A 24,507-nucleotide genomic window follows, 5' to 3' on the forward strand; every position below is an offset into this window, starting at 1 on the left:
GTGTCTTCATCGCTTTGGCTGCAGTGTTTACAGCGCCTTCAAGAAGAATTACCTTCCGCAGAATTCAGTATGTGGGTTAGACCACTACAAGCAGAATTAAATGACAATACCCTAACGCTATTTGCGCCGAATCGATTTGTACTCGATTGGGTACGTGATAAGTACTTAAATAGCATTAACTCATTATTAAATGAGTTCTGTGGTAATGATATTCCTACTTTACGTTTTGAGGTGGGAAGTAAACCTGTATCTGCTCCTGCAGTACCAAAGCAGACCGCTGCTGATGTTGCGGCAGCTACTTCTGCACCTGCACAACTTCAAGCGCGTCAATCTGTTCATAAACCGTGGGAATCTGAGGGTGCAGGCCCTGTTGCTGCGGATTTAAATCATCGTTCAAATGTGAACCCTAAACATAAATTTACTAACTTTGTTGAAGGTAAATCGAACCAACTTGGTTTGGCGGCGGCACGTCAGGTTTCTGATAATCCAGGTACTGCTTATAATCCTCTCTTTTTATATGGTGGTACCGGTTTAGGTAAAACGCACTTATTACATGCCGTTGGTAATGCGATAGTGGATCGTAAACCCGATGCTCGCGTGGTTTACATGCACTCAGAGCGTTTTGTTCAAGATATGGTGAAAGCACTGCAAAATAATGCAATTGAAGAATTTAAGCGTTATTACCGCAGTGTGGATGCGTTATTGATTGATGATATTCAATTCTTTGCCAATAAAGAGCGTTCACAAGAAGAGTTCTTCCATACCTTTAATGCGTTATTGGAAGGCAATCAACAAATCATCTTAACTTCTGATAGATACCCGAAAGAAATTAATGGGGTAGAAGATCGCCTGAAATCTCGTTTTGGATGGGGTCTTACGGTTGCGATTGAGCCGCCAGAATTAGAAACCCGTGTTGCTATCTTGATGAAGAAAGCAGAAGATCACCAAATTCATTTAGCGGATGAAGTTGCCTTCTTTATTGCTAAGCGCTTACGTTCAAATGTACGTGAGTTAGAAGGGGCATTAAACCGCGTTATTGCGAATGCAAACTTTACTGGTCGTGCAATTACGATTGATTTTGTACGTGAAGCATTACGCGATTTATTAGCGTTACAAGAAAAATTAGTTACGATTGATAATATTCAAAAAACCGTTGCTGAGTACTATAAGATCAAAATGGCGGATTTATTATCTAAACGTCGTTCTCGTTCTGTTGCTCGTCCACGCCAACTTGCAATGGCGTTGTCAAAAGAGTTAACTAACCACAGCTTACCTGAAATCGGGGATGCATTTGGTGGTCGTGACCATACAACGGTATTACATGCTTGCCGTAAGATTGCGCAACTTCGAGAAGAAAGCCATGATATTAAAGAAGATTATTCTAATTTAATTCGTACGTTGTCATCGTAAGCCATTATCTACTTTATATATAGACGAGTATTATGAAATTTTCTATTGAACGCAGTCTGTTATTAAAACCACTGCAACAAGTATCTGGTGCCCTTGGTGGCCGTCCATCTCTGCCTATTTTAGGGAATATCTTACTGCAGGTAGAAAACGGCCAGTTGTCGATGACAGCAACGGATCTAGAAGTTGAATTAATCAGCAAAATTACACTAGAAGGCGATTTTGAAGCGGGTGCTGTTACCGTTCCTTCTCGTAAATTTTTAGATATTTGTCGTGGTTTGCCTGATAGCGCAAACATTACTATCGTATTAGAAGGTGATCGTGTTTTAGTTCGTTCAGGACGTAGTCGATTCACACTTGCTACATTACCAGCAAATGATTTTCCAAACATTGAAGGTTGGGAGAGTGAAGTTGAAATTACACTTTCTCAAGCACAACTTCGTAAGCTAATTGAGAGTACTCAATTCTCTATGGCTAACCAAGATGTTCGCTATTACCTAAATGGTATGATGTTTGAAACTCAAGGTAATATTTTCCGTTCAGTTGCGACAGATGGTCACCGAATGGCGGTATGTAACATGCCAGTTGAATCAGAATTACCTGAACAACAAGTGATCATGCCACGCAAAGGTATTCAAGAGCTGGTTCGCTTACTTGACTCACCCGATCAGAGTGTTACTTTACAGTTTGGTAATTCAAATGTGCGCGCAGAGGTGAATAACTTTGTCTTCACATCGAAGCTTGTTGATGGTCGTTTCCCTGATTATCGACGCGTAATGCCACAAAGTAGTAATAAGACGCTAGAAGCGGATTGTGATGAACTGCGTCAAGCATTTGCGCGTGCAGCGATTTTATCAAATGAAAAATTCCGTGGTGTTCGCGTTAATTTAGCAAATAACCAAATGCGTATTACAGCGAACAATCCAGAGCAAGAAGAAGCGGAAGAAATCCTTGATGTGGATTTCCAAGGCGATGATATCGAAATTGGTTTTAACGTAAGCTATGTATTAGATGTTCTGAATACTCTAAAATGTGAGCGTGTGCGAATTTCAATGACAACAGCTAATGCCAGTGCATTAGTGGAAGATTGTGCTAATGACGAAGCACAATACGTTGTTATGCCAATCCGTCTGTAGATTTTAACCGTCGATGCCATTATCTCGTTTAATCATTAATGATTTTCGTAATATAACAACGTGTGATATTCAATTATCACCTGGTTTTAATTTTGTTATTGGCCCTAATGGCAGTGGGAAAACCAGTGTCCTTGAAGCGATTTATTTGCTCGGACATGGTCGTTCATTTAAGAGCTCGTTAACAGGTCGAATTATTCGAAATGACTGTGACGAGCTTTTTATTCATGGGCGATTCACCACTCCAGAGCTGTTTGAACTACCTATTGGTATAAATAAACAGCGTGATGGCACAACTGAAGTTAAAATAGGCGGAGAAAGTGGTCAAAAACTGGCACAATTAGCTAAAGTTTTACCACTTCAATTGATTCACCCTGAAGGGTTTGAATTAGTTACCGATGGCCCTAAATTTCGCCGTGCATTTATCGACTGGGGAGTGTTTCACGTGGAACCTGCATTTTATGATGCATGGAGCCGAGTGAAACGATTAACCAAACAACGTAATGCATTATTAAAAACGGCAAATAGCTATCGTGAATTGAGTTACTGGGATTTGGAACTTGCCCAACTGTCTGAGAAGATAGATCAGTGGCGAGTGGATTACATCAATCACATATCTGAAGCAACTCAACAAATATGTCAGGCATTCTTACCAGAATATGACATAAAGCTGTCATACTATCGCGGTTGGGATAGAGAAACCCCATACGCAGAATTGCTCAAGAAGAACTTTGAGCGTGATAAACAGCTGGGCTATACCGTTGGCGGCCCAAATAAAGCCGACTTAAGAATTAAAGTTGCAGGCACTCCTGTTGAGGATGTGTTGTCTCGCGGTCAACTTAAGTTGATGGTGTGTGCATTACGATTAGCACAAGGGCAGCATTTAACTGAGGCAACAGGAAAGCAGTGCATCTATTTAATAGACGATTTTGCTTCTGAACTGGATAGTCATCGTCGCCAATTGCTGGCTCAATATTTGAAACAGACAAAGGCGCAGGTGTTTATCAGTTCGATTACTGCTGAACAGATTGCAGATATGCATGATGATGAAAGCAAGATGTTCGAGATTGAACATGGCAAAATAGCCCAAGGATAAAAACGCGAGAGTAACTCATGTCAGAAAATTATGATTCATCGAGTATTAAAGTACTAAAAGGCCTAGATGCGGTACGTAAGCGTCCGGGTATGTATATCGGCGACACCGACGACGGTACAGGTCTTCACCACATGGTGTTTGAGGTTGTCGATAACTCAATCGATGAAGCTCTTGCTGGTCACTGTAAAGATATTATTGTAACTATCCACGAAGATAATTCAGTTTCAGTAAGTGATGATGGTCGTGGTATTCCTACGTCAATTCACGAAGAAGAAGGCGTATCAGCAGCAGAAGTTATCATGACGGTACTTCACGCTGGTGGTAAGTTCGATGATAACTCTTATAAAGTATCTGGTGGTCTTCATGGTGTAGGTGTTTCTGTTGTAAACGCCCTATCTGAAAAAGTAGAATTAACGATTCACCGCGCAGGTGAGATTCACCAACAAGTTTACCACCATGGTGAGCCAGAAGCGCCATTAGCGGTTATTGGTAAAACAGATACAACGGGTACTAAAATCCGTTTTTGGCCAAGTGAAGAAACATTTACTAACGTAGTATTTGTTTATGAAATTTTAGCTAAGCGTCTTCGTGAGCTGTCTTTCTTAAACTCTGGTGTATCTATCAAGCTACAAGATATGCGTGAAGAAGATAAAGCTGATCACTTCATGTATGAAGGTGGTATTCAAGCGTTTGTACAACACTTGAACCGTAATAAAACACCTATCCACCAAAAAGTATTCCACTTTGATTCAGAGCGTGAAGACGGTATCTCTGTTGAAGTGTCTATGCAATGGAACGATGGCTTCCAAGAGAACATCTACTGCTTTACTAATAACATCCCACAACGTGATGGTGGTACGCACTTAGCTGGCTTCCGTTCTGCGTTAACACGTACGTTAAACACGTTTATGGATAAAGAAGGTTTCTCTAAGAAAGCAAAAGCAGCGACATCTGGTGATGATGCTCGTGAAGGTCTAACGGCTGTTGTTTCTGTAAAAGTTCCTGATCCAAAATTCTCAAGCCAAACAAAAGATAAGCTAGTTTCTTCTGAAGTTAAATCAGCAGTTGAATCAGCAATGGGTGAAAAACTGTCTGAATTCTTAGCAGAAAACCCAAGTGAAGCTAAGATGGTTTGTTCGAAGATCATTGATGCTGCCCGTGCGCGTGAAGCGGCTCGTAAAGCTCGTGAAATGACTCGTCGTAAAGGCGCGTTAGATATCGCAGGCCTTCCAGGTAAACTAGCTGATTGTCAGGAAAAAGATCCTGGTCTATCTGAACTATACATTGTGGAAGGGGACTCTGCTGGCGGTTCAGCTAAGCAGGGACGTAACCGTAAAAACCAAGCGATTCTACCTCTTAAAGGTAAAATCCTAAACGTTGAGAAAGCACGCTTTGATAAAATGCTGTCTTCTCAAGAGGTTGGCACACTGATTACTGCACTTGGTTGTGGTATTGGTCGTGATGAATACAACCCAGACAAACTGCGTTACCACAACATCATCATCATGACCGATGCCGATGTCGATGGTTCTCACATTCGTACGCTTCTTCTGACGTTCTTCTACCGTCAAATGCCTGAGCTTATTGAACGTGGTTACATCTATATTGCTCAGCCACCACTTTATAAAGTGAAGAAAGGTAAACAAGAACAATACATTAAAGATGAAGATGCAATGGCGGAATACCAAATTGCATTAGCACTTGATAATGCTTCTCTATTTACTAACGCTGATGCACCAGCAATTGCAGGTCAAGCATTAGAAGATCTTGTAGTTCAATACAACAGTGTAATGAAGCTAATTGATCGTATGTCTCGTCGTTACCCAGTATCTGTGCTGAATCGTCTTGTTTACACAGGTCGTTTAACACAAGAAATGTGTGCTGATGAAGCGTCTGCACAAGCATGGACTGAAGCGTTTGTTGCTGAGTTAAATGCAAACGAAGTAGGTGCAAGCCAATACAATGCTGCTCTTTTATTTGATGAAGAAGCAAATGCATATCAACCTAAACTGGTTGTTCGTACTCACGGTGTTGAGCATGAATACGTACTAAGTATTGATCTACTGAACTCTAAAGAGTACGCACGTATTGCTGATTTAGCTGAAGCATTAGATGGTCTTCTAGAAGAAGGTGCTTATGCACAACGTGGTGAGCGCAAACAACCAGTTTCTAGCTTTGAAGATGCATTGGCATGGTTAACTAAAGAGTCTCGTCGTGGTTTCTCTCTACAACGATACAAAGGTCTGGGTGAGATGAACCCTGAGCAACTTTGGGAAACAACGATGGATCCAGAATCTCGTCGTATGATGCAAGTAACGATTAACGATGCAGTAGCGGCTGATGAGTTGTTTACTACATTGATGGGTGACCAAGTTGAACCTCGTCGTAACTTTATCGAAGAGAACGCATTACGCGTATCTAACTTAGATATCTAAGCTGAGTAAATATTTGCTGTAATCACTGATTTCTGCGTTGAAGGTGCTCATTTATGTTCATAAGCTCCGCGCCTTCTCCTTGAACTAAGCGATTACAGCGGCAATTTATCTCAACTTAGAATTTAGATATATGAGGAAGCACTGCTGTTGGCGGTGCTTTTTTTTATCTGAAATTTGAGGCGTTATTTTTATTTATTGTTCATAGAGTTAGTGGTGTTTTTGGTTTAAATCGAAAAATAAATAGCCTTTATCTCTTGAAAGTAAAAACAGTAAACCACATATCTAGTTATGAAGAGGATGCCGATAGGGTCTTCTGAAAATGACTTGTCCAAAAAGGAAGGTCTTACAATTTATTAGAGTCAACTAAGGACCCAAAGTTAGGGGTAGTTGTACTCACTATTGCTTAAATTAAAGGATAGTATTATGCGTAATGTAGATTTCACTCCACTGTATCGTTCAGCTATTGGTTTTGACCGTATTTTCAATCAAATGGAAAATCATTCAGCTAAAACAAATGGCGGTTACCCTCCATACAACATTGAACAGCAATCTGAAAATAAATACCGTATTACAATGGCGGTAGCAGGCTTTGCTGATAATCAAATCGATTTAACTCAACACGAAAATATGCTGATTGTTCGTGGTGAACGTCCAAAAGACATTGAAGAAAAAACGTATTTATACCAAGGCATTGCTGAGCGTGACTTTGAACGTAAATTCCAATTAGCGGATTACGTGAAAGTGGTGGGCGCAACCATGGAAAATGGATTATTACACGTAGATTTAGAGCGTGAAATTCCAGAAGCGATGCAGCCTCGTAAGATTGCAATTAATGGCAATAACTTGCTTGAAGGCTAATACTTAACGGTATGTATTATTGAAAATAAAGGCGCTGTGATAGCGCCTTTTTTTGTGCCTGTATTTTATTACAGCGGGTATTAGAAATAGTGATGACTTATTGCTTTGGAATCACCAATGCTGTTTGTCATTGATGATCATTCAACACTTGATATTGCCATTTATTGGTGATGGAAAAGCAATGAGTCATGAGTACAAGTTTATTTACTCTGAATACGCTTTCAACACTTCTTCAGCAATGATATTAATGCCTTTTTGCATCATGTCTTCATCTTGAACGTAATTCATTCGTAAGCATTGATGAGCATGCTCCCAGCTGTCATCTTGCCCAATAAAGAAGTATTCACCCGGAACAATGAGTACACCACGCGCTTTTAAGCGTTTGTACAGTTCCATCGTCGTGATAGGCAGTTCATCAAACCATAGCCACAAGAAAATAGCACCTTCAGGTTTATGGATACGGAAACGTGGATCAGTTATCGCTGTTTGTAGCATATTCACCGCTGTTTGCGACTTTTCACGATAGAAAGGCTGTATTACGTTTTCACTTAAACGCAATAAATCACCGGATTCAATCATGTGTAATCCCATTGCTGGACCAACGCTACCAGGAGCAAGATTGATAATGCCGTTTAGATTTGTAATGGCTTCGGTCATCTTCTCATTTGCAATCACAATACCGCAGCGTAATCCCGGTAATCCTAACTTAGATAGGCTCATACATAGGATGGTATTGTCGTTCCAGAATGGTGTGACTTCTTCAAAGATAATGTTAGGGAAAGGGGTGCCATAAGCATTATCTAGAATCAGTGGGATGTTATTTTCACGCGCTAATTTATCCAGCTTAATCACTTCTTCGTCTGTAATTACATTACCTGTAGGATTTGTAGGACGAGAAACACAAATCGCTCCGATAGATTCATCAACGGTTAATTGACTGAAATCGACGTGATATTTAAAGAGTCCATTGTCTAATAACTCAATTTCAGGACGATAAGAAATAAAGCTATCAAATTCCAACTCAGAATCGGCGTACCCAATGTATTCCGGAGCAAGAGGAAGCAATATTTTCTTTTTTGAACCGTCCGCGTAAGTACCAGCTAATAGATTGAATAAGCTAAAGAAAGCACTTTGAGAACCATTAGTTAAAGATATATTTTTTTCTGAAATATCCCAACCGTAAGTTTCTTTTAATAGCTTTGCTAATGCTTTTACAAAGCTGTCTTTACCTTGAGGACCATCGTAGTTGGCCATTGCCGCAATGAGCTCACCAGAGTCGAGCATTTTTTGTGAGGCGTCTTTAAAGTAGTCGAGCATGGCGGGAATACCAGCAGGGTTACCACCACCGAGCATGATGGCTCCAGGTGTACGTAAACCATCATTTAAATCATCCATTAATTGAGTGATCCCGCTGTAACGAGTAAATTTTTCGCCAAATTGAGTAAACTTCATTACGACTACCGCGCTAATTGTTGAGTCTGAGTATTGATTGTTTTAACAACATACCTCAACACCAAACAGAGTTAAAGAGGCAAGATAATCACCATTTTTATTGCTTAGCACGTAAAGTCACGGTGAATTTTAAGAAAGTGCTTATTTTTGCTACTCCCAAAGAGCCTCGTAAGGTATAGTTACTTGTTATATTTTTATTTATTACTAACGAATCGCGCGAATTAAATTATGCAAAAATACGATATCAAAACCTTCCAGGGAATGATCCTCGCGCTGCAGGATTATTGGGCACAAAACGGTTGTACTATTGTACAGCCTCTAGATATGGAAGTAGGTGCAGGCACCTCTCACCCGATGACTTGTTTACGTGCACTTGGCCCAGAGCCAATGTCAACAGCTTACGTACAACCATCTCGTCGTCCTACTGATGGCCGTTACGGTGAAAACCCGAACCGTCTTCAGCACTACTACCAATTTCAAGTTGCTTTGAAACCATCGCCTGACAACATTCAAGAGTTGTACTTAGGCTCTCTAGAAGTGCTTGGTATCGACCCATTAGTTCACGATATTCGTTTCGTTGAAGACAACTGGGAAAACCCAACACTAGGTGCATGGGGTTTAGGTTGGGAAATCTGGCTAAACGGTATGGAAGTAACGCAGTTTACTTACTTCCAGCAAGTAGGTGGTCTTGAGTGTAAACCTGTAACGGGTGAAATCACTTACGGTATCGAGCGTCTTGCTATGTATATTCAAGAAGTTGATTCTGTTTACGATCTTGTATGGAACATTGGTCCAGATGGTACTGCCGTTACTTACGGTGACATTTTCCACCAAAATGAAGTTGAGCAATCGACTTACAACTTCGAGCACGCAGACGTTGATTTCTTATTTGGTTTCTTCGACCAATGTGAAAAAGAATCTAAAGAGCTTTTAGAGTTAGAAAAACCGCTTCCTCTTCCTGCTTATGAGCGCATCCTAAAAGCAGCTCACGCATTTAACTTATTAGATGCACGTAAAGCGATCTCTGTAACTGAACGTCAACGTTACATCCTTCGTATCCGTAACCTAACTAAAGCGGTTGCAGAAGCATACTATGCATCACGTGAAGCCCTAGGTTTCCCAATGTGTAAGAAGAACGAGGAGAAGTAATCATGGCGAAGAATTTTCTAATTGAATTAGGTACAGAAGAGCTTCCACCAACAGCACTTCGTTCATTAGCTGAAGCGTTTGCATCAAACTTTGAAGCAGAATTAAAAGCAGCTGATTTAGCACACCAAGGTGTTAAATGGTATGCAACACCACGTCGTTTAGCGCTTAAAATTGCTGAACTAGCAGAAAGCCAAGCGGATAAAGTGGTTGAGAAACGCGGTCCTGCTGTTTCTGCTGCATTTGATGCTGATGGTAATCCAACAAAAGCGGCTCAAGGTTGGGCTCGTGGTAACGGTATTACGGTTGAACAAGCTGATCGTCTAAAAACAGACAAAGGCGAGTGGTTACTTCATAAAGAAGAAGTAAAAGGCAAACCAGTACAAGAGCTTGTTGTGGATTTTGCAGCAAAAGCATTAGCAGGTTTACCTATCCCTAAAGCAATGCGCTGGGGTAACTCTGACATTCAATTCATTCGTCCAGTAAAAACACTGACTATCCTATTAGGTGACGAGCTGATTGAAGGTTCTATCTTAGGCGTGAGTTCAGCTCGTACTATTCGTGGTCACCGTTTTATGGGTGAATCTGAATTTACGATTGATTCTGCTGATCAATACCCTGCGATTTTAGAAGAGCGCGGTAAAGTAATGGCAGATTACGATGCTCGTAAAGCTATCATCTTAGCTGATTCTGAAAAAGCGGCAGCTGCAGTAGGCGGTAAAGCAGATTTAGAAGACGATCTTGTAGAAGAAGTTACGTCATTAGTAGAATGGCCTGTTGTTCTTACTGCTAAGTTTGAAGAAGAGTTCTTAAAAGTACCTTCAGAAGCATTAGTGTACACAATGAAGGGCGATCAGAAGTACTTCCCTGTATACGATGAGAACAAAAAACTGCTTCCTAACTTTATCTTTGTATCTAACATTGAGTCTAAAGAGCCTCGTCATGTTATCGAAGGTAACGAGAAGGTGGTTCGTCCACGTCTTGCTGATGCAGAGTTCTTCTTTAATACAGACCGTAAGCGTCCGCTTATCGACCGTCTACCTGAATTAGAACAAGCTATCTTCCAGAAGCAATTAGGTACGATCAAAGACAAAACTGACCGTATTACTGAGCTTGCAGGTTACATTGCTGAACAAATCGGTGCTGATGTTGAGAAATCTCAACGAGCAGGCCTTTTAGCTAAGTGTGACTTGATGACATCTATGGTATTTGAATTTACAGATACACAAGGTGTAATGGGTATGCACTACGCAACTCATGATGGTGAAGATGAGCAAGTAGCATTAGCACTGTACGAGCAATATATGCCACGCTTTGCTGGTGATGATTTACCAAGTACTGATATTTCAGCATCAGTAGCAATGGCGGATAAATTAGATACGCTGGTTGGTATTTTCGGTATTGGCCAAGCACCTAAAGGCTCGGATCCATTTGCACTTCGTCGTGCGGCTCTAGGTGTTCTACGTATTATCGTTGAGAAAGAATACAACTTAGATTTAGTTGATCTTGTTGCAAAAGCACAATCTCTGTTTGGCGATAAACTATCGAATGCAAATGTAGCGACTGACGTAATTGATTTCATGTTAGGTCGTTTCCGTGCATGGTACCAAGATGAAGGTTTCAGTGTAGACATCATCCAAGCGGTTCTTGCTCGTCGTCCGACAAAACCAGCTGATTTCGATAAGCGTGTGAAAGCGGTATCTCACTTCCGTGAATTAGATGCAGCAGAATCACTAGCAGCAGCGAACAAGCGTGTTGGCAATATCCTTGCTAAATTTGATGGTGAGCTTGCTCAAGAGATTGATCTTGCTCTTCTACAAGAAGATGCTGAGAAAGCATTAGCTGAGAAAGTTGAAATCTTAGCTGAAGCGTTAGAGCCAGTATTTGCAGCAGGTAACTACCAAGAAGCGTTAAGTCGTCTTGCAGAACTACGTGAGCCTGTAGATGCGTTCTTCGATAACGTAATGGTTATGGCTGATGATGAAGCGCTTAAGACAAACCGTCTAACACTTCTGAATAAGCTACGTAACTTATTCCTAGATATTGCTGATATTTCTCTTCTTCAAAAATAAGAAATAGCCTTATCAAATGAAATACCTCGCTAATGCGGGGTATTTTTTTGTCTAAATATCGTATTTTCGAAAATTAGAGATTAATAATGTTGTTAACAATGGCTACAATTGAGTCACTGTTATTATTTTTAGGTTTCTGATTTCGATGAAATTGTCTGTTTGTGCAACACTTATTTCGCTGTCTTTATTAGTTGGGTGTCAAAGTACGCCATCAACTGATAATTCTTCTTTATCAGAAAACTCATCAAATTCATCATCTGACATAGTTAAGTCAACTAATAACGATGCGGCTGATAGTGTAGATATCATTTGTCCTCAGCTGGGCATTCAACCTGTAACCGTCACTGTTTCTGATTTGTGGGCCGATGGTGAGGTTGTCACCGATGCTTATACTAGGCGTATTGCTCAAGTGAAAAATGGTAGCGTTACTTTAACGCCAAGTCGTCATAGTGGTGGCTTATTACTGTTAGAATCAAAAAAAGAAGAAGTCCCTTTTCAATGGAAGAATGCCACTTTCTACCACATCGCAACGGATAGATTCTTTAATGGTAACAGTTGGAATGATCACAGCTATGGTCGACAAAAAACGGCACAAGGTTTTCAAGGCGGTGATATTGCAGGACTTACTCAAAAGCTAGATTATTTAGCTGAGTTAGGTGTCGATGTTCTTTGGCTTTCGACGCCATTAGAGCAAGTACATGGTTGGCTTCCAGGGAAAAACGGTAATTCTCCTGAATACCCATATGCAGGTGGAGCTACATTAGATTGGACTCAGCTTGATACCAATATGGGGACTGAGCAAGAAATGAGAACATTTGTGGATTCAGCTCATCAGTTAGGTATGCGAGTTGTATGGAGTGTTGATACCGTTCCATCAGAGCCAAGCCTTGCAGACTTACAACAATTTAATATCCAACCTAAAGATGCAAGTGACCTTCCTAGTTACTGGAATGAATGGCAACCGAAAGATGGCCAAAACCTGACTAATTATCTTGATGCATTTAAAGACGAAAATGGACAAATACCACAGTGGTGGTCACCTGCGTGGTCAGATCCTAGTAGTGAAGGCAATATTTCAACGCCTGAGTTCTTTGCAAATAAACCCGTAACCAATGTAGCTCAAGTGAGCCGGGCTAAAAATGAATTACTAACTCAATGGATAACGACGTGGGTTGCTAAATTTGGCATTGATGGGGTGGTTTTATCGGATTCGACACCACAATTGACTCAAAAGATAGAGGCGAGTGCGAGTAAAGCTTTTGAATTATGGAAAACACATAATCAATATAAAGCGCTTGAATCCTCTTCTTTCCTAGTTGTTGATTTAAATGAGAAGGAATCATTTAAACCGCAAATAGTGTCGATGCAGAAAAATAAAGACCAGTGTTTTAGCCAATTTACTTATCGTTTATCTGCGACTGAGAAATCACATGAGTTATATGCGATTAATTGGTTTGAAGAACGTGGTTTAGATGATCTATCTGAAGCAAATTACTCTGAGTTCAGAGATACAGCTTCAGCACTGTTATTATCACAGGGTAATATTGCTATTTGGTATGGTGATGAAACGGCTAAAAGCGGTGAGGCTTACAGCGAAATGAATTGGGATGAAATGACAGGATTACGCTTATCTCTTATGTCTCATTGGAAAAAACTATTAGCTTTTAGAGCAAACCACTCTGCATTATCTGATGGAGAATATCAGGTTATTGAAAACAATAGTTACTATGCTTTTATCCGAAAAAATAAGTCAGATAATGTAATGGTTGTTTACACTGGCGAATAGTTAAGTTGTCACCAAAGTTTCATAAAATCAGAATAAGAGTGTGATACTAGACACATAGCTTTTGTTCTAGAGGTGATAATCTACGGTTAGAATAAGTTGTATTGGTAGATGTCTCTTAAGGAAAGGAGCTTATCATGACTCGTTTTTTAGCTATATCCCCTCAAAGTCAATGCTATCTATTTACTGTCGCATTAGCTCTTAATTTATTAGGAATGGTACTTACAGATATGTGGGTTCCAATGGTGGTTGGTGCAATCATTACAACAGGGTTGTCAGTTGATGCTTGGGTCCGGGTACATTATGTATTACCGATGAGAAAAGAGTTGAGAAACTTGCAGAATCAAATCGAAGCTATCCAAAAGCTAGCACGAGATATCAATACGTAGTTTATAAGAGAAAGGCAGCCATAATGGTTGCCTTTTTTTGTACGTATTATTTTGAAAGTCCTTTTCGGATTAAATAACGATAAGGAAGAGAGTCTGTGTCTTCTGCGATAAGTTCGTGATCCATAAAACGGCAAAAACTAGGAATGTCTCTTGTTGTTGATGGATCATCGGCTTTAATTAATAGCGTTTCACCATCTTCCATCTTTCGAATCGTTTTTCTAACCATCATGACAGGTTCAGGGCAGCGTAATCCTTCTGCTTCTAGTGTTTGTGTTGCTGTATCAAAGTTGATGGTCATGTTTGTATCTCTTTACAGTTAAAGGCGACCGAGATCATACTGCTGTAAAAAAAATAATCAATACGCGTTGGCAAAGAACTGAAAAGGGAGTAGATTTAATTTAACAACAAATTAACATTGGAACGTTAACTTGTTGTTTTATCCATTCTAACACTCGGTTAGAAAGCAACAGAAGGATCGTTATTATGCTTACTCAAATAGATCGCTTAACTATTTATTGTGTTCTTTGTCTTGTTACTATTAGTTCATTAGTATTGCGTACTCCTGAAAACATCAGTTTGTTTCCACTTATTAGTTTGGCATCTGTGATGGTAGCGCTAACAGTAGAATTAAAAACATGGTCAGAAGCAGAAACTGCGGAAGAACAAGATTCTTAACTTACTTCTAAATAACAAAAAGACTCTCCAGTTTCCCGTTTTTTTCATCATTCTTAATACCAAATAAGAGTTGAATGAAATGCGGGATTTTTTTTATCCAGAAAACAGTTACACTCACTACGTTGATTAAGCCTAGTAGGTCAGGTTATGGAATTAGAAGAAGTTTATCGTCGTGATTTAAATTTGTTAATTGCACTTAAAGTCTTGTTAGAAGAAAACAGTGTTAGCCAAGCTGCGGTTCGCCTTAATTTGAGTCAGTCGGCAATGAGTCGAGTATTAGGTCGATTGCGTGATTTGCTTGGAGATCCATTGTTTACTAGACAAGGTCAGCATCTAGTTCCGACCCAAAAAGCATTAGAGATAAATGAGCAGATAAACCTCCCATTAGAATCATTACGTCAGTTGTTAACACCAAGCGACTTTACACCTATACATTGTGATCAGCATTTTTTAATTGCAACCACCGATTATGCAATGCAAACAATCTTACCTTATGCATTACCAAAAATTTATGAACAAGCGCCAAATATCTCATTAGAGTTTGCACCTTTAAATCATGAAAACTTATTTAAGCAACTCAGCACTGAAAAAGTAGATATGGCTATTTGTCGTCCTATCGGGTCTGTATTACCACTAAAACAGGAAGTGTTAGGGCTGGTAGGTGTGTTGTGTTTGCTCTCTAAAAATCATCCGTTATCTGGCTCAATACTGACCTTGGATGATTACCTGTCTTTGCCACATGCAATGATAGCAATTAGCGATGGAGTAAAAGCATTAATTGATGCGGCTTTATCAGGACAAAGAGAAAGAAGACAAGTACTTAGGGCTTATCATTTAGAAGCGGCGTTAGCGATTGTTGATAAAATGCCATTGGTGATCACTGTGCCCGCAGATTTGGCGTATTTAGTGGCTGAACGCTACGATTTAGTGATTAAACCATTACCTTTTGAATTTACTCCGTTTGATTACTCACTGATTTGGCATTCGCGTTGTGATACATCACCAGCTCAAACTTGGCTACGACGAGTGGTTAAAGAAGAGTGCGGTAAGTTAATTGAAAAACGTATTGAAGATATTGGTTTTGCATAACGTGTAGTACTCTGTATTTGATGTAATTAATAGAATTCATAATGAATAATGCTTCCCAGAGTCATTCGTTAGGTTCGATTTTCTTTGCTCTCTCGCATAACGTTATGGTTTTGAGGAGGGAGTTATGGAACAACATCATCAATATCACCAACCAACAAGCGCATTTATCATGGCATCATGGGGAGCGTTTGTTATTGGTTCTTCTGCTTATTTATTTGGTTTATGGAAATCCACCATGGAGCTGAATGAAAAGGGTTATTACTTTTCTTTATTATTGCTCGGTTTGTTTGCCGCAATATCATTACAAAAAACCATTAGAGATAAACACGAAGGGATAAACGTCACTTCAATGTATATGATGAGTTGTCGTGTTGCTTTGATTTCAGCGTTGGTATTAATGGCTATTGGCTTAAGAAATGCGGAATTATTACTCAGTGAAAAGGGCTTTTTTGCAATGGCTTATACACTTTCATTATTTTCAGTTGTGACGATTCAAAAAAACATTCGAGATGTTGCAGCTACTACAAGTGATGAAGAGTTGTCTGAAGTAAAAGATGAGTTAGTAGAGTAATACTCATTATCCGTTCATTATGAGTTAAATAGATAATTACATCGATATAAAAAAGGCAGCGATTATGCTGCCTTGAATTACTGATGTTATCTAAAACTAAGTTAGGTAGGACTTAGTTTTAAATCTTTTAGATTTTAATAACGACTTAGATTTTAATTACTACGCGACCTGTGATTTGACCGTTGGTAATGTCTTCAGCAGCTTGAATTGCATCATCAAGAGACACTTCTTTTGTTGCTTGGTCAAAGAATGATGCTGGTAGTAGTTCTGCTAATTGTTCCCATGCTTTAATGCGTTTTTCGCGAGGGCACATTACAGAGTCAATACCTTGTAGACGAACATTACGTAGAATGAATGGCATTACTGTTGTTGGTAAATCAAAACCACCAGCAAGGCCACATGCCGCTACAGCACCGTTGTAATCTACTTGCGCTAACACTTTTGCCAATACTTTGCTGCCAACGGTGTCGATAGCGCCAGCCCATAGTTGTTTTTCTAATGGTTTTGCTGGTTCTTCTAATTCGCTACGCTCAACAATACGAGTTGCGCCTAGAGATTTTAATAATTCACCATTTTCAGAAGCTCGACCTGTCACGGCTGCTACTTTATAACCTAGTTGGTTTAGAAGAGTGATAGCAACGCTGCCTACACCGCCGCTTGAACCTGTTACTAGGATTTCACCGTCTTCAGGTTTGATATCTGCATCAACGATTGCTTGTACACATAACATTGCCGTGAAACCAGCTGTACCGATTGCCATTACTTTTTTAGCATCTAGGCCTTTTGGCATAGGTACTAACCAGTCACCGTTTAGGCTTGCTTTCTCAGCCATACCACCCCAGTGACCTTCACCAACGCCCCAACCAGTAAGAACAACTTCATCACCCGCTTTATAGCGAGGATCATCTGATTGAGAAACCACACCTGATAAGTCGATACCAGGAACCATTGGGAAGTTACGAACAATGCGTCCTTTACCAGTGATCGCTAAGCCGTCTTTGTAGTTTAGAGAAGAGTAGTTTACATCGATTTTAACATTACCTTCAGGTAGTTGAGATTCATCAATCTCAGTAACTGCTGCAATGGTATTTCTATCTTCTTGATTTAGAACTAATGCTTTAAACATAACGAACTCCAATAAGGATAATAACGAACATCAAACGGTCTGTTTGACCAATGAGAGTAAGTGTAGGTGAGTTTTGAAAAGAAAAAAAATGATACTTAAACATGAGCTATATGCGTTTTATGCATAGATCACTAGTCTAGAAAATAAACAAAAAAATGAAAATAAGATCTTTACTTTTTTCTAGTTCGTGGTAATTTTGCGCCTTGCTCTAATGTATAGAGTTATTAATACAAGCAATAAGTACAAGTAAAACCCTCAGAAATATCTTCAAAAAAGTATTATCTCCGTGTTTCATTTCACTTTTCCAATCATTAATAATTGAACATTTCAGCAGATCGTTAGCAACGAATAAGCCTAACTGGATCTATTTATAATGTAATGTGACCGTGTGCAATCGAGGTTGTGAAAATGCGTCGGCTTTATACCTAACTAATGCTGTTAGGCTGCTTCCGTTACAAAGCAGAAAGATAAAGGACGTACAATCTCTCTAGTATAAATTACATAAGATAAATATCTCTTCTCAGGCTAAACGAAAGCATCACTTTGATGCATGTTTATACTTAAGTTAAGAAGGATATCTCATGTCTAAATCAACAGGCAGAAAGCGTTTTTGGTTCCACCAATCTCGTGATACAAAAACTACATTCAAAAAGTAGTCTGTTTATAGCACTCAGCTATAGATAGAAAGAAAAAGTCGCTTCAATGTTCATAGAACAGAGAGCGACTTTTTTTGTTTTTAACGTTTGAATTTACTTAGTATTAAGGGCGCTCAAACACAGTTGCGATTCCTTGCCCTAATCCAATACACATTGTCGCAACACCTAACTTGGCTCCAGTTCGCTCCATGTTATTGATTAATGTGGTGGCAATGCGAGATCCAGAGCAACCTAGAGGATGACCAAGAGCAATAGCACCACCATTTAAGTTGACCTTTTCATCCATCACATCAAGTAAGCCTAAATCTTTAATACAAGGTAGTGATTGGGCGGCAAACGCTTCATTCAGTTCGAATAACTCAATATCATCCAGTGATAATCCGGCACGTTTTAATGCTTTTTTCGTCGCTGGAACAGGACCGTATCCCATAATAGATGGATCGCAACCAGATACCGCCATTGAGCGAACTTTCGCTCGAATAGGTAAACCTAACTCATTGGCTTTCTCTTCGCTCATAACTAGCATAGCTGATGCGCCATCCGATAATGCCGATGAACTGCCTGCTGTAACCGTACCATTTGCAGGATCGAAAGCTGGTCGTAATGCGGCTAATCCTTCTAATGTTGTTTCAGGTCGAATGACCTCATCATGTGTGACTAAGGTTAAAGCGCCATTTTCATCGTGTCCTTCTATTGGAAGGATCTCCGAATCAAAATAGCCTTCAATCGTTGCTTTATGTGCTTTTTGATGGGATGCGAGCGCAAAGGCATCTTGCTGCTCTCGAGATATACCGTGCATCTTACCTAGCATTTCAGCTGTCAATCCCATCATTCCTGATGCTTTAGCAACACTTTTTGAAAGTCCTGAATGGAAATCAACACCATGGTTCATTGGTACATGCCCCATGTGTTCAACGCCACCAATAATACAAATATCGGCATCGCCAACCATGATGGCGCGTGAAGCATCATGCAAAGCCTGCATGGATGAGCCACATAAACGGTTAACGGTTGTTGCTGCAATACTTTGTGGTAAACCGGCAAGTAGTGCGGAGTTACGTGCAATATTGAAGCCTTGTTCTAACGTTTGTTGTACACACCCCCAATAGATATCTTCAATGTCATTAGGATCGACACTTGGATTTCGTTTAAGCAAACCTTTCATGAGATGCGACGATAAATCTTCAGCGCGAGTATAACGAAATACACCGTTTTTTGAGCGACCCATAGGTGTTCGAATACAGTCAACAATAACTACGTTTTTCATGATTAATCCTTCCCTAGGCTGACGGCGCTGATAATGATTGAGGTGCTGGGTAATAACATTCACCATCGGCGGCTTTTTGTTTGATGCTTTCTGGTACTTGATAAACGGCACCTAGATGTTCAAATTCTTTTGCCATGTCGAGATAAGTGGTTAATCCAATTGCATCAAGATAGCGGAATACTCCTCCTTTAAATGGAGGGAAGCCCAAACCATAAACCAATGCCATATCAGCTTCTGCAGGAGAGGCAATAATTCCTTCATCTAAGCAGCGGATGACCTCATTAATCATAGGTATCATCATGCGAGCACTGATCTGCTCTGATGTATAAGGTTGCGTTGTATTGGTTACTATCGCAATAATGCCTGCTGTGCTTTCATCAATGTTCTTTTTAGGTTTGCCTTTTCTATCTATGCTATATGCATAAAAACCGCTTCCATTTTTTTGACCATAGCGATCGGATTCGAACATCGCATCAATCACATCTCGTCCATTTTTTGCCATTCGCTCAGGGAAGCCTTGTGCCATGACGGCTTGTGCGTGATGTGCTGTATCAATACCAACCACATCAAGTAAATAAGCAGGTCCCATTGGCCAACCAAACTCTTTTTCCATGACTTTATCTATTTGTTGATAGTCACCGCCGTCTCGCAGCAATAAACTGAACCCTGCGAAATAAGGGAAAAGAACTCGGTTAACAAAAAATCCAGGACAGTCATTGACGACAATAGGTGTTTTTCCCATTTGAGAAGCGTAAGCAACAACACGATCAATGGTTTGTTGTGAGGTTTTTTCACCACGGATCACTTCAACGAGTGGCATCCGATGTACAGGATTGAAGAAGTGCATACCACAGAAGTTTTCTGGGCGTTTTAATGATTTTGCTAGTAAGGAAATAGGTATTGTCGATGTGTTTGAGGCTAAGATGGCGTGCTCATTCACTTCATTTTCAACTTCAGCTAATACAGCAGCTTTAATCTTTGGATTTTCAACAACGGCTTCTACGACAATATCTTTGTTTTCAATACTCGCATAGTTTAGTGATGGCGTAATAGAAGAGAGTACTTGTGCCATCTTTAAACCAGATAAGCGTCCTCGTTCTAATTGTTTATTAAGCAGTTTAGAGGCTTCACTCATGCCTAAATCTAATGATTGTTGAGCAATGTCCTTCATTAATACAGGGACGCCTTTTGATGCGGATTGATAAGCAATACCTCCACCCATAATTCCTGCACCAAGAACCGCTGCGCTAGTGACGGGTTCACTATTTTTAATGGCTTGTTTTGCTTTACTCTTCACTAATTGATCGTTTAAGAAAATACCAACCAATGATTTAGCGACATCTGTTTGAGTGAGTGCAACGAAGTTTTTATTTTCAACTTCAAGTGCAGCATCACGATCCATGAAAGCACTATTTTCAATGGACTTTACTGCTGTCATTGGTGCAGGGTAATGTTTACCTGCCATTTTCATTATCATGCTTTTAGCGACATTAAATGACATTGCAGCCTCTAGAGGAGAGAGTTTTAATGGTGCTTTTTTCTGTGTACGACGAGATTGCCAATCCAGTTGACCCTCTATCGCTTTTTTAAGCATAGTGACAGAATCTGTTATCAAGGTTTCACGTGAAACAACACCATCAATCATTCCCAGAGCTAAGGCATCTTTTGCTCGTTTTGGCTTACCCGTTGTGATGACTTCCATTGCAGGGTCGGCACCAATTAAGCGAGGTAAACGAACAGAGCCACCCCAACCGGGCATGATCCCAAGCTGTGTTTCGGGTAGACCGATAGATGCCGTTTCATCTGCTAATCGAAAATCCGTAGCAAGGACACATTCACAACCGCCTCCTAAAGCAAATCCAGTAATAGCAGATAAAGTAGGTACTGGAATGTCTTCTAGACGATTAAAAATGGCGTTAGCTTGATGTAACCAATCACTGAGCTTTTCTGTTGGAATATCAAACAAACCAAGAAACTCCGTAATATCAGCACCAACAATAAATGCACTTTTATCTGATGATAGAAGTAGACCTTGTAAGTCCTTTTGTGAGTAGAGTACATCTATGGCTTCACCAACCGATTGTAGGGTGGCTAAGTTGAGCTTATTTACACTGCCTTTAGCATTAAATACTAAGTGAGCAATGCCCGGTTCGATGTAGTCTACAGAGAGGTTTTCACCTTGATAAATCATTTTCTATCTCCATGAAATAAAAACCAGAGAGGTGTATTCATTATTATATTAATCTGGTTTGACCAGTTAATATTGGTTCTTATTTAAACAGATTTCAAATTAAATTTAACAATTTGTTTACGTTTATCTTGTTTGATCACAAATTTGTTTGATGTAAACCGAGAATAAACATCAGCTTAAAAGAGTAAATTTCGACAGAAGTGATACACTTTAAGGTTCCGTTTTTGCTATCAGTGTAAGCTATGAATGACCAGCCATATCAAGTACCCAAGGCCATGGTGGTATTTGAAGAAGAGATAAAAAAAAGCATCTTTATAACGTATTTAGCTCGAACGTCTTCCGTTGATGACGCGAAAGCATTTGTTGCTGAAATAAAAGCTAAGCATTCAGATGCTCGTCATAACTGCTGGGGGTTTGTTGCGGGCCGACCTGATGATTCTATGAAATGGGGATTCAGTGATGACGGTGAGCCGTCTGGTACTGCAGGCAAACCAATATTAGCTCAACTGAGTGGCAGCGGTATCGGTGAGATAACAGCGGTTGTTACCCGTTATTACGGTGGTGTGCGTTTAGGTACTGGCGGTTTAGTAAAAGCTTATGGCGGCGGAGTTCAACAAGCATTAAAACTGATAGAAACTGAAGAAAAAAGAATCACTGATACGGTTATTTTGCACTGTGATTATAACTTAGTGAGTTTGGTCGAAACTTTGTTGAGTCAATTTGAAGGTAATCAAGTGGATGCACAATACAGTGATAAGGTAGTGATGAGCGTTGAGTTAGAAAAGCGCGTTATTGAAGAATTTAAGATAGCCATTATTAATAAGAGTGGCGCAAAAATTGAATTTCCTTCAGATACATGAAATTCAAATACCATTAATTATTTAGGATATGAGTGACGTCAAGCGTCCAATAAACCATGCAGTTTCGTTCAATTATTCGAATCGTGGGTATTTTACTCGCGGTATTCAGTTTTTTCATGTTGGCTCCTGCCTTTATCGCGTTTATATATCGTGATGGTGCCGGTGTGCCATTTGTTATTACCTTCTTCTTATTATTAGCAGGTGGCGGGGCTCTTTGGTTTCCTAACCGCCAGCATAAACATGAATTAAAATCACGTGATGGTTTTTTAATTGTCGTTCTTTTTTGGATGGTAATCGGTAGTGCAGGAGCATTACCATTTCTGTTTTCAGGTTCACCAGATATTTCGGTAACTAATGCCTTTTTTGAATCATTTTCAGGGTTAACGACAACGGGTGCAACGGTACTAACTGGGTTAGATCATTTACCAAAAGCGATTTTATTCTATCGCCAATTGCTCCAATGGTTTGGTGGTATGGGGATCATTGTATTAGCTGTAGCTATCTTACCGGTTTTAGGAATTGGTGGCATGCAGCTATATCGTGCTGAAATTCCTGGTCCAGTTAAAGATTCCAAAATGACGCCACGTATAGCAGAAACTGCAAAGGTGCTTTGGTATATCTACCTAACCTTAACTATTGCCTGCGCATTGGCATTCTGGATTGCGGGAATGGGGTGGTTTGATGCTATTTCTCATAGTTTTTCAACCATAGCAATTGGTGGATTTTCTACTTATGATGCCAGTATGGGGCACTTTAATAGTCCTGTGATTAACGCTATTACGGTCGTGTTTTTATTGATATCGGCTTGTAACTTTTCACTTCACTTTGCTGCGTTTGCATCGGGTGGTGTTCATCCAAAATATTATTGGCGTGATCCTGAATTTAGAGCATTTATTTTCATTCAAATTCTCTTATTCTTAATTACTTTTTTATTGTTGCTAAAGCACAATACATATAACTCGGTCGGAACCGCAATTGATCAGGCGTTATTCCAAACCGTGTCAATTTCAACGACAGCAGGATTTACGACGACTAGCTTTGCTGAATGGCCACTGTTTTTACCTGTTTTATTACTGTTTTCTTCTTTTATTGGTGGTTGTGCTGGCTCAACCGGTGGCGGTATGAAAGTGATTCGTATTTTATTATTGTCATTGCAAGGCATGCGTGAAATTAAGCGATTGATTCACCCAAGAGCGATTTATACGATTAAGATTGGAACTAAAGCATTACCTCAGCGTGTGGTTGATGCGGTATGGGGTTTCTTCTCTGCTTATGCCTTGGTGTTTGTTATTTGTATGCTGGCATTAATTGCTACAGGGATTGATGAATTAACTGCTTTCTCTGCAGTTGCAGCAACATTGAATAATTTAGGACCAGGTTTGGGTGAAGTTGCGGTTCACTTTGGTGAAGTAAATGATGCCGCAAAATGGATACTGATTATCGCCATGCTGTTTGGACGTTTAGAGGTATTTACGCTTCTTATTTTGTTCACACCGACGTTTTGGCGTAGCTAGTTTTTATAATTAAACAGATTAAAGGGTTTACTGTGGAAAGAGTATTACTTCTTCACTCAAGTCGTGAAGGTCAAACGATTAAAATATTGAACTATATTGCGACAAAGTTAGGAAGTGATGTTCAGTGTGAATTAGTTGATTTACACCAACCGCTATCGGTTTCATTTTCTGATTATGATCGTGTTGTTATTGGTGCTTCAATTCGTTATGGCCACTTAAATAAAAAGCTGTATCAATTTATCACTAAGTACCAAACGGAATTAGAACAGGCTAAGGCTGGGTTCTTTATTGTTAACTTAACCGCTCGTAAAGAGGGAAAAGATACGCCTGAAACGAGTGTGTACTTTAAGAAGTTCTTACTTAAATCGCCTTGGGTTCCTGCGTTACAAGATACGTTTGCTGGTGCATTGTTTTATCCTCGCTATAACTGGTTTGATCGCGTCATGATTCAATTCATTATGAAAATGACGGGAGGTGAAACGGATCCAACTAAGGAAGTTGAATACACTAACTGGCAACGAGTTGATCAATTCGTAGAGAAGATTAAACGCGGTTAAGTTTTGCCCATTTTGGATAAAATAGTGCGATATAAGTAGAATTTTTGTTTTAGATTCAAATTTTTAGCTTCAAAAGTATGGATTTTATTATTGAAGTGATTACAATAGCACGCACAACAGGGGTGTAGCTCCAATTGGCAGAGCAGCGGATTCCAAATCCGCGTGTTGGGAGTTCGAATCTCTCCACCCCTGCCATATTCAAAACCTCAGCAGAAATGCTGGGGTTTTCT

Annotated in this window: 20 protein-coding genes and 1 tRNA gene; 16 read left to right on the forward strand and 5 right to left on the reverse strand. The window is 39.8% G+C overall.

The features are described from left to right. From dnaA to AVFI_RS00025, 5 genes are all read left to right on the forward strand, one after another. A complete protein-coding gene (dnaA, locus tag AVFI_RS00005; protein WP_065623673.1) occupies positions 1–1,410 on the forward strand; it encodes a chromosomal replication initiator protein DnaA in 1,410 nt (469 codons plus the stop codon). A gap of 32 nt (positions 1,411–1,442) precedes the next feature. Further along, a complete protein-coding gene (gene dnaN / locus AVFI_RS00010; protein WP_005416783.1) occupies positions 1,443–2,543 on the forward strand; it encodes a DNA polymerase III subunit beta in 1,101 nt (366 codons plus the stop codon). A gap of 13 nt (positions 2,544–2,556) precedes the next feature. Continuing rightward, positions 2,557–3,636 carry a DNA replication/repair protein RecF gene (gene recF, locus AVFI_RS00015; protein WP_012532720.1) on the forward strand — a complete coding sequence of 360 codons (1,080 nt, stop codon included), beginning with the start codon at positions 2,557–2,559 and terminating at the stop codon, positions 3,634–3,636. Between the two features lie 17 nt (positions 3,637–3,653). Next, positions 3,654–6,071, forward strand: a complete 2,418-nt coding sequence (gene gyrB, locus AVFI_RS00020; RefSeq protein WP_012532776.1) for a DNA topoisomerase (ATP-hydrolyzing) subunit B — start codon at positions 3,654–3,656, stop codon at positions 6,069–6,071. 423 nt (positions 6,072–6,494) lie between these two features. Continuing rightward, complete coding sequence (locus tag AVFI_RS00025) at positions 6,495–6,929, forward strand: Hsp20 family protein (RefSeq protein ID WP_065623672.1); 435 nt, start codon at positions 6,495–6,497, stop codon at positions 6,927–6,929. A 204-nt stretch (positions 6,930–7,133) separates the two neighbouring features. Here the strand turns inward: AVFI_RS00025 and AVFI_RS00030 are convergent, their stop codons facing one another. Next, the gene (locus AVFI_RS00030; protein WP_065623671.1) at positions 7,134–8,381 is read right to left on the reverse strand and encodes a valine--pyruvate transaminase; all 1,248 of its coding nucleotides are present in this window, start codon (positions 8,379–8,381) and stop codon (positions 7,134–7,136) included. A 228-nt stretch (positions 8,382–8,609) separates the two neighbouring features. On the opposite strand from AVFI_RS00030, the gene glyQ reads away from it, so the two are divergent. The 4 genes from glyQ to AVFI_RS00050 all read left to right on the forward strand — a co-directional run bounded on the left by glyQ (position 8,610) and on the right by AVFI_RS00050 (position 13,771). Continuing rightward, positions 8,610–9,530 (forward strand): glycine--tRNA ligase subunit alpha, encoded by a 921-nt coding sequence (gene glyQ, locus AVFI_RS00035; RefSeq protein WP_005416792.1) that lies wholly within the window; start codon positions 8,610–8,612, stop codon positions 9,528–9,530. A 2-nt stretch (positions 9,531–9,532) separates the two neighbouring features. Continuing rightward, positions 9,533–11,599: a glycine--tRNA ligase subunit beta gene (glyS, locus tag AVFI_RS00040; RefSeq protein WP_054775564.1), complete on the forward strand. Its 2,067-nt coding sequence runs from the start codon at positions 9,533–9,535 to the stop codon at positions 11,597–11,599. A gap of 145 nt (positions 11,600–11,744) precedes the next feature. After that, positions 11,745–13,385: an alpha-amylase gene (locus AVFI_RS00045; RefSeq protein WP_054775563.1), complete on the forward strand. Its 1,641-nt coding sequence runs from the start codon at positions 11,745–11,747 to the stop codon at positions 13,383–13,385. A 134-nt stretch (positions 13,386–13,519) separates the two neighbouring features. Beyond that, positions 13,520–13,771: a hypothetical protein gene (locus AVFI_RS00050; protein WP_005416798.1), complete on the forward strand. Its 252-nt coding sequence runs from the start codon at positions 13,520–13,522 to the stop codon at positions 13,769–13,771. A gap of 46 nt (positions 13,772–13,817) precedes the next feature. Here the strand turns inward: AVFI_RS00050 and tusA are convergent, their stop codons facing one another. Next, on the reverse strand, positions 13,818–14,069 hold the full coding sequence (gene tusA, locus AVFI_RS00055; protein WP_005416800.1) for a sulfurtransferase TusA: 252 nt from the start codon (positions 14,067–14,069) through the stop codon (positions 13,818–13,820). 185 nt (positions 14,070–14,254) lie between these two features. Between tusA and AVFI_RS00060 the strand changes: the two genes are divergently transcribed. The 3 genes from AVFI_RS00060 to yiaA all read left to right on the forward strand — a co-directional run bounded on the left by AVFI_RS00060 (position 14,255) and on the right by yiaA (position 16,106). Next, entirely contained in the window at positions 14,255–14,446 is a 192-nt protein-coding gene (locus tag AVFI_RS00060) for a hypothetical protein (protein WP_005416802.1), read from the forward strand. Positions 14,447–14,593: 147 nt separating this feature from the next. Beyond that, positions 14,594–15,535, forward strand: coding sequence for a LysR family transcriptional regulator (locus tag AVFI_RS00065; RefSeq protein ID WP_188863539.1), 942 nt, complete (start codon positions 14,594–14,596; stop codon positions 15,533–15,535). A 124-nt stretch (positions 15,536–15,659) separates the two neighbouring features. Then, entirely contained in the window at positions 15,660–16,106 is a 447-nt protein-coding gene (yiaA, locus tag AVFI_RS00070; RefSeq protein ID WP_005416806.1) for an inner membrane protein YiaA, read from the forward strand. A gap of 145 nt (positions 16,107–16,251) precedes the next feature. Here yiaA and acuI read toward each other — a convergent pair whose 3' ends face one another. From acuI to fadB, 3 genes are all read right to left on the reverse strand, one after another. Continuing rightward, a complete protein-coding gene (acuI, locus tag AVFI_RS00075) occupies positions 16,252–17,232 on the reverse strand; it encodes an acrylyl-CoA reductase (NADPH) (protein ID WP_005416807.1) in 981 nt (326 codons plus the stop codon). Positions 17,233–17,991: 759 nt separating this feature from the next. Further along, complete coding sequence (fadA, locus tag AVFI_RS00080; RefSeq protein WP_005416811.1) at positions 17,992–19,155, reverse strand: acetyl-CoA C-acyltransferase FadA; 1,164 nt, start codon at positions 19,153–19,155, stop codon at positions 17,992–17,994. A 13-nt stretch (positions 19,156–19,168) separates the two neighbouring features. Further along, positions 19,169–21,346 carry a fatty acid oxidation complex subunit alpha FadB gene (fadB, locus tag AVFI_RS00085; RefSeq protein ID WP_188863538.1) on the reverse strand — a complete coding sequence of 726 codons (2,178 nt, stop codon included), beginning with the start codon at positions 21,344–21,346 and terminating at the stop codon, positions 19,169–19,171. A 242-nt stretch (positions 21,347–21,588) separates the two neighbouring features. Here fadB and AVFI_RS00090 point away from each other — a divergent pair, with 242 nt between their 5' ends. The 4 genes from AVFI_RS00090 (at position 21,589) to AVFI_RS00105 (ending at position 24,472) form a co-directional block, all read left to right on the forward strand. Beyond that, positions 21,589–22,206, forward strand: a complete 618-nt coding sequence (locus tag AVFI_RS00090) for a YigZ family protein (RefSeq protein WP_188863537.1) — start codon at positions 21,589–21,591, stop codon at positions 22,204–22,206. Positions 22,207–22,262: 56 nt separating this feature from the next. Then, complete coding sequence (locus tag AVFI_RS00095) at positions 22,263–23,720, forward strand: TrkH family potassium uptake protein (protein ID WP_017018705.1); 1,458 nt, start codon at positions 22,263–22,265, stop codon at positions 23,718–23,720. A 32-nt stretch (positions 23,721–23,752) separates the two neighbouring features. Next, positions 23,753–24,277 (forward strand): menaquinone-dependent protoporphyrinogen IX dehydrogenase, encoded by a 525-nt coding sequence (hemG, locus tag AVFI_RS00100; protein WP_005416815.1) that lies wholly within the window; start codon positions 23,753–23,755, stop codon positions 24,275–24,277. A 118-nt stretch (positions 24,278–24,395) separates the two neighbouring features. Beyond that, positions 24,396–24,472: transfer RNA gene (locus tag AVFI_RS00105), tRNA-Trp, on the forward strand. The last annotated feature ends 35 nt before the right edge of the window (positions 24,473–24,507 follow it).

The sequence above is a fragment of the Aliivibrio fischeri ATCC 7744 = JCM 18803 = DSM 507 genome, from assembly GCF_023983475.1.
GTDB classification, from domain to species: Bacteria; Pseudomonadota; Gammaproteobacteria; order Enterobacterales; family Vibrionaceae; genus Aliivibrio; species Aliivibrio fischeri.

What these genes read in the sequence shown, in the direction of transcription:
- gyrB (WP_012532776.1), top strand. Translation starts at nt 3,654, where the DNA reads ATGTCAGAAAATTATGATTCATCGAGTATTAAAGTACTAAAAGGCCTA.
- AVFI_RS00090 (WP_188863537.1), top strand. Translation starts at nt 21,589, where the DNA reads ATGAATGACCAGCCATATCAAGTACCCAAGGCCATGGTGGTATTTGAA.
- recF (WP_012532720.1), top strand. Translation starts at nt 2,557, where the DNA reads ATGCCATTATCTCGTTTAATCATTAATGATTTTCGTAATATAACAACG.
- AVFI_RS00095 (WP_017018705.1), top strand. Translation starts at nt 22,263, where the DNA reads ATGCAGTTTCGTTCAATTATTCGAATCGTGGGTATTTTACTCGCGGTA.
- acuI (WP_005416807.1), bottom strand. Translation starts at nt 17,232, where the DNA reads ATGTTTAAAGCATTAGTTCTAAATCAAGAAGATAGAAATACCATTGCA.
- AVFI_RS00030 (WP_065623671.1), bottom strand. Translation starts at nt 8,381, where the DNA reads ATGAAGTTTACTCAATTTGGCGAAAAATTTACTCGTTACAGCGGGATC.
- glyQ (WP_005416792.1), top strand. Translation starts at nt 8,610, where the DNA reads ATGCAAAAATACGATATCAAAACCTTCCAGGGAATGATCCTCGCGCTG.
- AVFI_RS00060 (WP_005416802.1), top strand. Translation starts at nt 14,255, where the DNA reads ATGCTTACTCAAATAGATCGCTTAACTATTTATTGTGTTCTTTGTCTT.
- glyS (WP_054775564.1), top strand. Translation starts at nt 9,533, where the DNA reads ATGGCGAAGAATTTTCTAATTGAATTAGGTACAGAAGAGCTTCCACCA.
- AVFI_RS00025 (WP_065623672.1), top strand. Translation starts at nt 6,495, where the DNA reads ATGCGTAATGTAGATTTCACTCCACTGTATCGTTCAGCTATTGGTTTT.
- AVFI_RS00045 (WP_054775563.1), top strand. Translation starts at nt 11,745, where the DNA reads ATGAAATTGTCTGTTTGTGCAACACTTATTTCGCTGTCTTTATTAGTT.
- AVFI_RS00065 (WP_188863539.1), top strand. Translation starts at nt 14,594, where the DNA reads ATGGAATTAGAAGAAGTTTATCGTCGTGATTTAAATTTGTTAATTGCA.
- dnaN (WP_005416783.1), top strand. Translation starts at nt 1,443, where the DNA reads ATGAAATTTTCTATTGAACGCAGTCTGTTATTAAAACCACTGCAACAA.
- AVFI_RS00050 (WP_005416798.1), top strand. Translation starts at nt 13,520, where the DNA reads ATGACTCGTTTTTTAGCTATATCCCCTCAAAGTCAATGCTATCTATTT.
- yiaA (WP_005416806.1), top strand. Translation starts at nt 15,660, where the DNA reads ATGGAACAACATCATCAATATCACCAACCAACAAGCGCATTTATCATG.
- tusA (WP_005416800.1), bottom strand. Translation starts at nt 14,069, where the DNA reads ATGACCATCAACTTTGATACAGCAACACAAACACTAGAAGCAGAAGGA.
- fadB (WP_188863538.1), bottom strand. Translation starts at nt 21,346, where the DNA reads ATGATTTATCAAGGTGAAAACCTCTCTGTAGACTACATCGAACCGGGC.
- fadA (WP_005416811.1), bottom strand. Translation starts at nt 19,155, where the DNA reads ATGAAAAACGTAGTTATTGTTGACTGTATTCGAACACCTATGGGTCGC.